Annotated in this window: 11 protein-coding genes and 1 tRNA gene; 9 read left to right on the forward strand and 3 right to left on the reverse strand. The window is 50.9% G+C overall.

What is annotated here, in order from left to right; translation table 11 throughout:
- The first annotated feature begins 183 nt into the window (after nt 1-183).
- From Psch_RS16455 to Psch_RS16480, 6 genes are all read left to right on the forward strand, one after another.
- On the forward strand, nt 184-2,613 hold the full coding sequence (locus Psch_RS16455; RefSeq protein ID WP_190258944.1) for an S-layer homology domain-containing protein: 2,430 nt from the start codon (nt 184-186) through the stop codon (nt 2,611-2,613).
- Nucleotides 2,614-2,828: 215 nt separating this feature from the next.
- Entirely contained in the window at nt 2,829-3,323 is a 495-nt protein-coding gene (moaC, locus tag Psch_RS16460) for a cyclic pyranopterin monophosphate synthase MoaC (protein ID WP_190258945.1), read from the forward strand.
- A gap of 174 nt (nt 3,324-3,497) precedes the next feature.
- Entirely contained in the window at nt 3,498-3,986 is a 489-nt protein-coding gene (locus Psch_RS16465) for a MogA/MoaB family molybdenum cofactor biosynthesis protein (protein ID WP_190258946.1), read from the forward strand.
- Between the two features lie 287 nt (nt 3,987-4,273).
- Nucleotides 4,274-4,561, forward strand: coding sequence for a co-chaperone GroES (gene groES, locus Psch_RS16470; protein WP_427910117.1), 288 nt, complete (start codon nt 4,274-4,276; stop codon nt 4,559-4,561).
- 24 nt (nt 4,562-4,585) lie between these two features.
- Nucleotides 4,586-6,226: a chaperonin GroEL gene (gene groL / locus Psch_RS16475; protein ID WP_190258947.1), complete on the forward strand. Its 1,641-nt coding sequence runs from the start codon at nt 4,586-4,588 to the stop codon at nt 6,224-6,226.
- A 464-nt stretch (nt 6,227-6,690) separates the two neighbouring features.
- Nucleotides 6,691-6,990 carry a FlxA-like family protein gene (locus Psch_RS16480; RefSeq protein ID WP_190258948.1) on the forward strand — a complete coding sequence of 100 codons (300 nt, stop codon included), beginning with the start codon at nt 6,691-6,693 and terminating at the stop codon, nt 6,988-6,990.
- A gap of 160 nt (nt 6,991-7,150) precedes the next feature.
- On the opposite strand, the gene Psch_RS16485 is transcribed toward Psch_RS16480, so the two are convergent.
- The gene (locus Psch_RS16485; RefSeq protein WP_190258949.1) at nt 7,151-7,522 is read right to left on the reverse strand and encodes a hypothetical protein; all 372 of its coding nucleotides are present in this window, start codon (nt 7,520-7,522) and stop codon (nt 7,151-7,153) included.
- Between the two features lie 99 nt (nt 7,523-7,621).
- Here Psch_RS16485 and Psch_RS16490 point away from each other — a divergent pair, with 99 nt between their 5' ends.
- Together Psch_RS16490 and Psch_RS16495 are read left to right on the forward strand one after the other, a co-directional pair.
- Nucleotides 7,622-8,155 carry a methylated-DNA--[protein]-cysteine S-methyltransferase gene (locus tag Psch_RS16490; RefSeq protein ID WP_190258950.1) on the forward strand — a complete coding sequence of 178 codons (534 nt, stop codon included), beginning with the start codon at nt 7,622-7,624 and terminating at the stop codon, nt 8,153-8,155.
- Nucleotides 8,156-8,430: 275 nt separating this feature from the next.
- The gene (locus Psch_RS16495) at nt 8,431-9,411 is read left to right on the forward strand and encodes a cation diffusion facilitator family transporter (protein ID WP_243124185.1); all 981 of its coding nucleotides are present in this window, start codon (nt 8,431-8,433) and stop codon (nt 9,409-9,411) included.
- Here Psch_RS16495 and Psch_RS16500 read toward each other — a convergent pair.
- Nucleotides 9,371-10,705, reverse strand: a complete 1,335-nt coding sequence (locus Psch_RS16500) for a L,D-transpeptidase family protein (protein ID WP_190258951.1) — start codon at nt 10,703-10,705, stop codon at nt 9,371-9,373. The genes Psch_RS16495 and Psch_RS16500 overlap by 41 nt on opposite strands.
- Before the next feature lie 196 nt (nt 10,706-10,901).
- Between Psch_RS16500 and Psch_RS16505 the strand changes: the two genes are divergently transcribed.
- Nucleotides 10,902-10,976, forward strand: a tRNA-Thr gene (locus Psch_RS16505).
- A gap of 210 nt (nt 10,977-11,186) precedes the next feature.
- Here the strand turns inward: Psch_RS16505 and Psch_RS16510 are convergent.
- Nucleotides 11,187-11,504 (reverse strand): hypothetical protein, encoded by a 318-nt coding sequence (locus Psch_RS16510; RefSeq protein ID WP_190258952.1) that lies wholly within the window; start codon nt 11,502-11,504, stop codon nt 11,187-11,189.
- Nucleotides 11,505-11,602 lie beyond the last annotated feature (98 nt).

Consider the following 11,602-nt stretch of genomic DNA (forward strand, 5'->3'; position numbering starts at 1 on the left):
GAAGCAGGAAATTTTAGCAGGTAAAGATAATTATTAGCTCTAAAGGGTGGCAATTGTTGTTTTATGGTCTGTCCTGCAGCACGTCGGGCGCCGGTATTTATGCAGCTTTTTTCCTAAAGGGCTCTGATGGTAGAACCTTTTTCTGCTGTCAGGCGTCTATTTTGGTAAGGGGGGTATGGTATTATGCCGAAAAAAATGCATTTAATCCTTTTTATTGCAGCTTTCGCTGCAGTAATGATTTTTAGCGGCGCTTTAAGCTCGGAGGCCGGGGGTGGTCAGCTGCTGGATATAGGTGAGGCCTCATGGGCTGAGCAGGAAATTACGGAAATGAGTGCGCTGGAGATCTTGGAGGGATACCCGGACGGGAGATTTTTGCCCTACCAGAGTGTCACCAGGCTGGAGGCCGTGGCCATGCTGATCAGGACGCTTGGTTTGGACGATCAGGCCAGGGCTATGGAAGAGGCGGATGTTGCCTACCAGGTGCCATATTTACCCTGGGGAAGAGGTTACCTGATTATGGGTGTCGAGCGGGGGATGCTCGATAAGAACTACCTCAACCAGCTTGAGCCCACCGGCGCGGCAACGAGGGCGCAGGTCGCCGCCCTGGTCTGCCTGGCTTTTGACCTGAGCGCCACTGGCTCGTCCCTTGACTTTGCCGACGCCGATCAGATACCGTACGGATATCAGGAATATGTGGCCGCACTGGTGGATAATGGACTCATGCAGGGGCTGCCGGGCAACGTCTTTGAGCCTAACAGCGTGATCAACCGGGCCCAGATGGCAGTTTTATTGTCCAACTTGTTGAATAAGGAATTAGCCGATCCCTACCCGGATCGCCGCATAACCGGGACGGTCTCGAATATTGAACCGATCTCAGGACTGATCGACCTGCAGGAAGGCGCCAGTAAGTTCCTGACCGCCGAATGCCGGTACTATCTTGACGGGAAAAAGGTGGAGGCTGCCGGTATTAAGAACGGTGACGCGGTCAAGCTGACATTAGATGACGGCGGGCAGGTGGTTCTTGTACAAGCTGCAAGGTCCAGTGAAGGACCGGGGGCCAATCAGGGACAGGTATACCAGGGACTGGTAGATAACGTCTTTTTTATAGGTGGTGAATGCTGGGTGGCAATTACCTGCCTTGACGGCACTAAAATAACCCGCTCGGCTCCCAGCAGCGTCATGGTTAATGACCCCAGCGGCCAGATGTCTTTGGCCGGCTTAAGCGCTGGAAAATATATTGAAATGATGCTGGAAGATAACCAGATTACGTCAATAAATGTACTCAGTACCAGTACCGTAAAAGGTAAGGTCACAGATGTTGAGTCGTCCATTCTGACAATCACCAGCGGTGGGTCCAGGATGGAACTGGAGGTGCCGGGCGGAGTTGCCGTACTAAAAGATAACAGCGCTGTTAGCTACGACACAATTGCGGTTAACAACGAGGTCGAGGTTGCCGTATATGGCCAGAAAGCAATTAAAATTGTAATCCTTCGGGATACCTCACCCGAAGGCACGATCGAGGAGTTGGACGGCGGTGAGATAACCATCAGGGACGTGTACGGTTACATCAATACCTATACCCTTGACGAAGACGTAGAAGTGATCATCGACGGTGATAGCGAGGGTTTGGGTGATTTAAACGAAGGAGACAAGGTCCGTCTGGAACTTAACAGCCGGAATTACGTGACGGACATTGAGGTCCTTGATTCCAGCGAGAGTGACCTTGAGGGTGAAATCAGGGATTTGGATACTACAGGCGCCTACGGGATAACCATACGCAACAGCGATGGAGACAAGTTTACCTATAAGGTGGTCGAAGATGTCGATGTGTACAAGGGAAGCAGGCAGCTTGACTTTGATGAACTTGAAACAGGGGACGAGGTCAGATTGGAGTTGGATAGTGACGGCTGGGTGGATGAGATCGAGGTCCTTGATTACGGCGAGAGTGACCTTGAGGGTGAAATCAGGGATTTGGATACTACAGGCGCCTACGGGATAACCATACGCAACAGCGATGGAGACAAGTTTACCTATAAGGTGGTCGAAGATGTCGATGTGTACAAGGGAAGCAGGCAGCTTGACTTTGATGAACTTGAAATCGGGGACGAGGTCAGATTGGAGTTGGATAGTGACGACTGGGTGGATGAAATCGAGGTCTTAGACAGTGACCAGTCGACTGAGGAAGGTGTAATATCCGGACTCAGGACCGGGAGCAGCCCGCGCTTATGGCTTACAAACAGTGACGGCGACGAGGAGCGCTACGACATCTCCGATGATGTCGATTGCGACAGAGATGGCGATTCAATCGACCTGGAGGAGATTGTCATCGGCAGCGAAGCGGAGATAGAAATAGAAGATGATGAGGTCGTAACCATTGAAATCACCGATGACGAAGATATTACCATTGAGGGAGAAATCATCGACGTGCGGGTTAGCAGCGAAAGGATTCAAATTGAACAAAGCAGCGGAAATCAATTCACGTATTACCTGGAAGACGGAGCCATACTGAGAGACAGCGACGGTGACAGAATTGATCTTGAAGATGTAGAAGAAGGCTGGGATGTGGAACTGCGTCTGAGAGACGGCCAGATCTATAGGCTGACCGAACTTTGAGTTGTTACCTGCATCAATCAAAATGTTAAACCGGTTAGTCAAGCGGCAGGTCACTCCTGGGAGCGGTCTGCTGCTATTTTTTAAGATGTATTTCCGACATTTTTCGGAGGATATTTTGCTTTACGGGAGAAATACTACTGGGTGGCAAATTATACCCAAAATGGGCTGCGGGTCTGACAGTGCCGGTAAGCCTGTGGAGACGGAGGAGTAATAGTATGAGCGAATTAACGCACCTGGATGAGCAGGGTCAGGCCAGGATGGTGGAGGTGGGAGGCAAGGCTGTCACCCACAGGGAAGCCGTTGCCCGCGGCGAGGTCGCCATGCGTAAAGAGACACTCGAATTAATTGTGGAGGGGAAGGCGCCAAAGGGAGAGGTCTTTGGGGTGGCCCGAATTGCCGGGATTATGGCTGCCAAAAAGACATCTGCCCTGATCCCCCTCTGTCATCCCCTGATGATAAGCGGGGTTGACGTTTATTTTCGACCCAATTATGACCGCAACACCGTTGAAATCGAAGCCAGGGTGCGGGTAACCGGACAGACCGGGGTGGAGATGGAGGCGCTGACTGCGGTGAGCGTGGCGGCGCTGGCTATATACGACATGTGTAAGGCTGCCGACCGTGAGATGGTCATCGGGGCGGTCAGGCTGGTCCATAAAAGCGGCGGTAAAAGCGGCGCCTTTGAGCGTAAGGGTGAGGCTGCATGGAGCTAGAACATTTACTCGCGGGCGGCAGCAGGTATCATCTACCGTGCCCCGCTTTAGGGGCTGTTCCGCGGTGAGTACGGTTGAAATCGACCGCCATATTGCCAAGGCTTCTAGAAATGTTGCCCTTCGATAGCGGCATTTGCAGCTATCCTGATATGATAACGATTGGGAGGGTGAAAGATGTACAAAATTGGGATTATTACGGTTAGTGATAAAGGCTCCCGCGGCGAGCGGACGGATGAGAGCGGCCCGGCCATCCGTGAAATGGTTGGAATACTGGGCCATGTCGTCAGTTATAAAATACTGCCGGACGACATTGACGCCCTAAAAGAGGCGATGGTCAACATGTCCGACCGGGAGAAGGTAGAACTGATCCTGACTACCGGCGGCACGGGGTTAAGCCAGCGGGACAATACGCCTGAGGCCACTCTGGCCGTGATCGAGCGCGAGGTGCCGGGTTTACCCGAAGCCATGCGGGCGGAGAGCATGAAGAAGACCAACCGCGCCATGCTGACCAGGGCAGTGGCAGGGGTACGCAAAAACACCCTGATTATCAACCTGCCCGGCAGCGTCAAAGGAGTGCGCGAATGTCTGGAGGTCATCCTGCCGGCGCTGCCCCATGCCCTGGAAATCTTGACCGGCCGCGGCGGTGAGTGCGGTGTAGGTTAGTACTACTGGTAAGAAAATTTTGGGTTGCCCTGTATAGAATGGTTATTGCCGTGGAAAAATATTTCTAGACAGGTAAAAATATTAGTTAAATTGGGATAATAATGAGATAGGAGTAGGAAATGAAAGCTATTATCCGCTAAATGCCTTTTTTTGCTCTAAAAGAGGAAAATTATGCGGTGATTTTATTTGCTTTTGATTTTCTTATTCTATATTATATTTACTGTAGATATTAGCACTCGTCTAGATCGAGTGCTAACAATACAGGAAGCAACCATAAGGAGGGGTATATGTTGATCAGACCATTAGGCGAACGGGTAGTTGTAAAAGCAACGCCCACCGAGGAAAGGACCAAAAGCGGCATCGTCCTTCCGGACACCGCAAAAGAAAAGCCCCAGGAAGGTGAAGTCATAGCGGTAGGCAGCGGCAGGCTTTTAGAAACTGGCCAGAGGGTGCCCATCGACCTGAAGGTCGGGGATAAGATCCTTTTCTCCAAGTACGCCGGCAACGAAGTGAAAATCGATGACGTTGAATATCTGATCATGCGTGAAGCCGACATCCTCGGCGTAATAGAGTAAGGATTATATAAGGAGGTAAATGAATTGGCTAAAGAGATTATCTTTCGGGAAGAAGCCAGGCGCGCTCTTGAAAAAGGCGTCAACGCTCTGGCCGATGCCGTAAAAATTACCCTTGGCCCCAAAGGCCGCAACGTGGTCCTTGATAAGAAATTCGGTTCTCCGATGATCGTTAACGACGGTGTAACCATTGCGAGAGAAATTGAGCTTCCCGATCCGTTTGAAAATATGGGCGCTCAGTTGGTGAAAGAAGTTGCCACCAAGACCAACGATGTGGCCGGAGACGGCACCACTACCGCCTGTGTTCTGGCGCAGGCACTTGTGCACGAGGGTTTACGCAACGTAACAGCCGGCGCCAACCCAATGATCATCAAGCGCGGTATTGAAAAAGCGGTTGAAAAAACAGTTGCTTCTATTAAAAGCTCGGCCAAGCCTATTGAGAGCAAGTCAGCCATTGCTCAGGTAGCCACGATTTCCGCCAACGACGAAGTAATCGGGAACCTCATTGCCGACGCCATGGAAAAAGTGGGCAAAGACGGTGTCATAACTGTAGAGGAGTCCAAGGGCACCACTACCAACCTGGAGATCGTCGAGGGGATGAACTTCGACCGGGGCTACATATCCCCATATATGATTACCGATACTGATAAAATGGAAGCCATCTTAGACGATCCTTACATCCTGATCACGGATAAGAAGATCTCAGCGGTCGCCGACCTTCTGCCGGTTCTGGAAAAAATCGTCCAGTCAGGCAGGCCTTCACTGATTATTGCCGAAGACATTGAAGGTGAAGCACTGGCCACCCTGGTCCTGAACAAGCTGCGCGGCACCATCCAGTGCGTGGCAGTTAAGGCGCCTGGTTTTGGCGACAGGCGCAAGGCCATGCTGGAAGATATCGCTATCCTGACCGGTGGTACCGTTATTACCGAGGAACTGGGCCTGAAATTGGACAAGGCTACCATTGACCAACTGGGCCGGGCTGCCAAGGTCAGGATCAAGAAGGAAGAGACCATCATCGTCAACGGAGCCGGCAGCGCTGATGCAATCACCAAACGGGTAACCCAAATTAAAAGTCAAATTGAGGATACCACTTCTGAATTTGACAAGGAGAAGCTGCAGGAGCGCCTGGCCAAACTGGCCGGCGGTGTCGCGGTGGTCCAGGTCGGAGCCGCTACTGAGACCGAGATGAAAGACAAGAAGCTGCGCATCGAGGATGCCCTGAACGCCACCCGGGCTGCTGTAGAAGAGGGTATCGTACCCGGCGGCGGCGTGGCCTACATCACCGCAATGAAGGCGCTTGATGAGCTAACCACGGACAGCTTTGATGAAAAGACCGGTGTTGACATTGTCCGCCGGGCTTTGGAAGAACCCCTGCGCCAGATTGCCGGCAACGCCGGTCTGGAAGGTTCCGTTATAGTTGACAAGGTGAAGAATTCTCCCGCAGGTGTGGGTTTCAACGCCCTGCTTGGCGAATTTGTCAATATGATCGACTCAGGTATCGTGGATCCTGCCAAGGTCACCCGGTCAGCATTGCAGAACGCGGCCAGCATCGCGGCAATGATCCTGACCACGGAAACCCTGGTAGCCGACAAGCCGGAAAAAGACAAAGACCCCATGGGCGGCATGGGTGGCATGGGCGGCATGGGCGGCATGGGCGGCATGATGTAACTAAGGGCCTTAAGCCGTTATAAATAAAGGGGCCGAATGCTCGGCCCCTTGCTATGATCACGAAATGATCACGGCGTGCAAAATTGATACGCAGAGGTTTCTCATTAGCTCACTGAACTCTTGGGAAGCCTCTTTCTTTTTAGTTTTGGTCGCGTGTAGATAAACATTTTTTTTGGCGGCATCATCCGTATGCCCAAGACGTTCCATTATGTCTGGGGGCCCAACCCGGCTTCTGCAAAAAGGGGAGGGGTGTGGTTAACGAATGGAACCAGAGGCATCCCTCGGTCTTGTGAGCGGGAGTTGCTTCATAGCAGCCTTTTTCAAGGCGTTTTCAGTTTTCTTTAAGGTTTTTGGAGACGTTCAGGGTATTAAGATTTAAATACTTTGCGCCGAGTAAATAATTGATTAAACATAGCGTTAGCTAGTTCTATCTTATGGAACACAGTAAGGGGGGTGATATTTATATGATATTATCAGTTTCGTCATCATCATCAAGTAGCGATTATTCGGCTGTGGATAATACTGATCAAGTAGCAAGGCTTCAGCAACAAAAGGAAAGACTTGAGCAGCAATTGCAGGAAGTCAGCCAAAGTAAAGAGGACGAAAAAATAAAACAGCAAAAAATACAACTGCTACAAATGAGAATACAGCAGATTGAGGCACAGATTCAGCAAGTAAAAGAAGCAAAAAACAACAAATGCAATAATTCAATGTCGGTAACCGCTTCGGCAAATACAAGCTCTATTGTTGATACTCTGGTTTAACGGCCAGGCCCCGCTCTTTGGAGCGGGGCTTTTTGGTTCTTCAAAGATACATTTTAGTCCTTACGTAAACTTACATTATCGGAAAGTATTTTTTTAGAATGGGTATGCGGTATCAACTCAAGGCATGTTTATTCATTAACTAAAATTTGTTATGATAGGATCATGCAGGGATATCCACACCCCGCTGGATTTTTCGCCAGTGATAGAGGTAGAACGGGAGTGAAACCACCACCAGCGCCAGGCTGTTGATGAACCTCCTGATTCGTTGATAACGCCAGGCGGCTTCCTGGTTTTGTTTTTCCTCCTGGAGCTGCTTTTCAAATTCCTCTTGAGTTAGGTTGGGATATTTCTGCTGCATGTCACTGAGACGAATCTTGGTATCATAGTATCCCATACCTTTTGTCGGGTCGGGATAGACGAGATCTACCACCCCCATAATAAGCTGCACCGAACCCACGATCAGCATCATCAGGGTGGCGAAGCTGACCAGATAGAGATAAACCTGGCGGATGTTCCAGCGGCTTTCAGTCATTTTAAATCCCCCCTTTTGTTAATATTATACGGCTTGGGAGGAGGTGGACAAGGGGCCTTTTAAGAGTGTTTTATCATGCTCAATGGAGGTGTGAGCTTCTTGCGTATTTCACTATTTTCAACACCCCCTGGCTGGATCGCGACGGCCTGGTCCAGGATCGGGCTGCAAGCGTTGGCGCTGCCGCAGCCGGGCCCCGGGGAAGCTATGGCAGCGCTGGCCCGTGAGCTGAACAAGTGCCTGTCCAACCTGCCTGAGCCCTCTTTCCCGCAATCTCCGGCGGCAGCCCTGGAAGAGGAAGTGCTCCGGTATTTTGCGGGTGAAAAAGTCGCATTCAGCACGATCATAGACTTTTCCGGGTACACTCCTTTTCAAAAGCGAGTCCTTGAGCTGGTAAGGTCTATCCCTGCCGGTGAGGTGCGTACCTACGGGCAGGTCGCACTGCAGGCCGGTTTGCCCAAGGGCGCCAGGGCGGTCGGTGGAGTGATGCGCGCCAACCGTACTCCCCTGGTAATCCCCTGCCACCGGGTACTGGCCGCAGGAGGGAAATTGGGTGGGTTCGGCGGGGGACTCGACATGAAAAGATATCTGTTGAAACTTGAGGGATACAACCCTGAAAACACACAGAACGCTTAAAAAATGCAGGTGCGAATTCATTCGCACAAAGGCTGCCTAGTGCGGCGCTGACGCGCCGTTATGCGATAAAATAGCGCCTGCATACCCTGAAAAGGCCTGCGCTACATAGTAAGATATTTTATCATACTAATTCATTCATACCTCGCTATGTTTTCATTTTCTGCATGATGTCGCTTGCGGTACACTTGTCGAAATTTCTCTGCCTTGCTAATATATAAGCAGGGTTTGCAGTAATCCTTAATTTAGGACATATAGCCTAACCCACAAGTGAATGCTTGTGGGTTTTACGGCAAGGGGGATATATTACGGGACACAACAGTGAATCGGCAGTCCGGGCGGCCCTGATTGCCAACGGGGTTATCGCGGCGATGAAGCTGGTAGCGGCTGTTTTAAGCGGCAGCGCCTCTATGATGGCCGAGTTTAAACATTCGCTGGGAGACTGGGCCAACGGCTTTTTCTTGTTAATCGGGGTTAAACAGGCCAAGCGCCCGGGCAATGAACGGTACCAGTTCGGCCACGGCAAGAGGGTCTTCTTCTGGGGCTTTATCGCCAGCTTAGGTATGCTCTTTATCGGTGGGGCGCTCTCGATTTACGGCGGCATAGTGAAGATTATCCATCCGGAGCCCTTGGAACGTCTCAGTGTAAGCCTTGTAGTTATAGGACTGAGCATTCTCTTTGAGTGCTACTCCTGCTTCATGGCCATTAAGGCCATTCTCGCTGAGACGGGAGAACAAACGCAAGGCTTGAGGATGCTGGCCAGGGTAATCCCGTCACTTAAAAAAGCCACTCCTTCGACCCGCTTTATTTTCCTGGAGGACACAGCGGCGCTATTGGGGCTTTTCATCGCCGGGACCGCAATCCTGCTGGCCCACTATACCGGAGACATCGTTTTTGACGGGGCTGCTTCCATTTTGATCGGTATGTTATTATTCTTTATCGGTATTGGAACAGCCAGGGAGAATGCTGCCGCTATTTTAGGCGAGTCGGCAGATCCCGGTTTGATCAATGACATAGGCAACCTGGTCATGAGCATCCCGGGTGTGGTTGACGTCCACAATGTCAGGTCCATGTGTGTGGGTCCGAACAGCTACCTTCTGGAAATGGTGGTTGAGGCCTATGAACAAACCATGCTTAACGAATGTGACAGCATCGGCTCATCTGTAAATAAGGCGATCAAGGACAAGTACAGGGAGATCGCCTACACCCATATTGCAGTTATCTCCGACGATAAAAAACGGCAGTGGCGCCGGGAATAGTCCAGGCTGCGGCCGGAATCGGCCTTGAACCAGTGGGCCTGAAAAAAGATGTCGGAGCTGTGATAGTGGAGATATTGAGCACGCGCGAGCTGTCATTTACTTCCGTAATAAAGCCGAAGATATCAGAAAGAAATCTCAAACTAATGTATGCAGTGCCACGAACAATCTGGATTCCACTTGGTTCGTGAGCGATGGCTCCATTAACCAGGGCCGGGGAACCGTTTTCAGGGATTTGCACGCGTTTATCCCGCATCATGACATCCACGGTACGGGCCGGGTCGTTCCACTTGACGATGCCCCCGGCGGCAGTACAGACCGGACGTACAGGGACCAGCAGGTTCTTCCCGTCGCTCAAGGTGGGTTGGGACTCGGGCAAATGTATAGCTCTACCGTCTATAGTTACCGTCATTTGGCGCCTGGTTAGCCGGCCAGCCCAGGGGCCGGCCGGGGACTGCAGCGACAGGACGCCATTTTCAGCGTCTTGAAGAAGTTCGACTCCCAGAAAGAGCTTAAAAAAATAATCCGGGACAAAAGTTGTGTCTTCTAACAAGAAGGGCGCATCCTCTGTTGCGTACACGCTGTTGTTCACGCTAACCTGCCGGCTGCCGAGGGCGAGTGATACTTCCCGGTCAATATTTGCCAGCTCCAAGGTATTGCAGGATTCGTCCCAAAACATGCGGTAGCCAAGGGCCTGGGCAGCCGGCCGTACCGGCAGCCAGGTTTTGCTTCCGTCCCATATCGGTCCGAGGTGCGGCGCGAAATCAGGCTCCTCGCCGTTTATCAGCACCTTGCTGAATACCTTCCAACTGTTCAGGTCTTCGTTGCTATTAATTATTTCTACATCAGATCCGACGGGAACCCTATCGTACAGCCAGAGGATATCCTTGTTGTACATCCTGATACAGCCGGCAGATGCGTAGGTCCCAATGGAATAGGGATTGTTGGTGCCGTGTACCCCATAACTTGAGCCCCCGGTACCGAGCGCATTCAACCCCAGCCAGCGGGGCCCCAGCGGGTTTTCGGGAATACCGCCCGGAATAGTGGGACCTCCATCGGGGCTTCGCCAGGAAGGGTAGATTAGTTTGACAACGACCTGCCAATCCCCTTCCGGGGTATATTGGGGCAGACGACCTGTAGCCACAGGAAACACATCCACCAGGCAGCCATTTTCGTAAAGAGCCAGCTGGTTGGTTCCCTTGTTTATAACCAACCGGCAGTCCGCCTGAGCTGACTGCTGGAACAGCAGCAATATAGACAACATGAAAAATATCGACCTTGCAGCTGCCCTGAGCATGAACAACACCCCCCGACTGATCTGGCTAAAAAATACCTATGACCTAACGGGGGCTTCCAGAATAGAAATTATCATGTAACTTTTTGCCACAAAATGATTATGAGTTGATAATCCGGCTTATGTCAGGGAGGATAAGGCCCGGATTGACTTTTTAGTCCTGTTGAGGTACAATAAATTCTGCTTGTAATTGAATTGTGCCGATGTGGCTCAGGGGTAGAGCAGCTCACTCGTAATGAGCAGGTCGTCGGTTCGAATCCGACCATCGGCTCCAAGAAAATCAGTAATGGCAAGGGTTCCAGGGATGGAATCGCTTGCCATTACTCTTTACGGGGTAGTTCTGGGGATAATTTGAGGATAGTCAGTAAAACGATACCCAAAAAAGCAAAAACACAACCAACAAAAACGAAAAGACAGGTCCTAAACCTGTCCTTCTTCTATTTTATATGTGCTGGCATATGGAGGTCTGGGAAGCCGGGTGCTTTTATCGGATACTCCTCTCCTCCTGAACAGAAAGGCGACTGTCCAAACGTTTAATGTCGTCCCAAATGGCGCTAACTTCCTTCTTGATGGTGGTAACGTCCTTCTGGAGTTTCTTCTGGCCTTGTTCTAATCTTTGCTGGCCCTGCTTTAATTCTAGCTGGCCTTGCTTTAATTCTTGCTGGCTCTGCTTTAATTCTTGCTGGCTCTGCTTTAATTCTAGCTGGCCTTGCTCCAGGGTTACCAATCTTTCATTAACAGACTTTAGCTCTTCCTGAATAACAGCACGAAGTAGGTTTACCAATTCATTATTCTCCGGCATTGGTAGAGCCCTCCTCTGATCTGATATAAGGATTATTAAACACCGCGGTTGGGTTTTCCTGCAAGTAAAAATAAGTTCTCTGGACAATACCGGTGTCC

The organism is Pelotomaculum schinkii, from assembly GCF_004369205.1.
GTDB lineage: Bacteria > Bacillota > Desulfotomaculia > Desulfotomaculales > Pelotomaculaceae > Pelotomaculum_C > Pelotomaculum_C schinkii.

Bases quoted from the DNA above. Each gene is read 5' to 3' on its own strand.
- Psch_RS16455 (WP_190258944.1), top strand. From the start codon at position 184: ATGCCGAAAAAAATGCATTTAATCCTTTTTATTGCAGCTTTCGCTGCA.
- moaC (WP_190258945.1), top strand. From the start codon at position 2,829: ATGAGCGAATTAACGCACCTGGATGAGCAGGGTCAGGCCAGGATGGTG.
- Psch_RS16465 (WP_190258946.1), top strand. From the start codon at position 3,498: ATGTACAAAATTGGGATTATTACGGTTAGTGATAAAGGCTCCCGCGGC.
- groES (WP_427910117.1), top strand. From the start codon at position 4,274: ATGTTGATCAGACCATTAGGCGAACGGGTAGTTGTAAAAGCAACGCCC.
- Psch_RS16480 (WP_190258948.1), top strand. From the start codon at position 6,691: ATGATATTATCAGTTTCGTCATCATCATCAAGTAGCGATTATTCGGCT.
- Psch_RS16485 (WP_190258949.1), bottom strand. From the start codon at position 7,522: ATGACTGAAAGCCGCTGGAACATCCGCCAGGTTTATCTCTATCTGGTC.
- Psch_RS16500 (WP_190258951.1), bottom strand. From the start codon at position 10,705: ATGCTCAGGGCAGCTGCAAGGTCGATATTTTTCATGTTGTCTATATTG.
- Psch_RS16510 (WP_190258952.1), bottom strand. From the start codon at position 11,504: ATGCCGGAGAATAATGAATTGGTAAACCTACTTCGTGCTGTTATTCAG.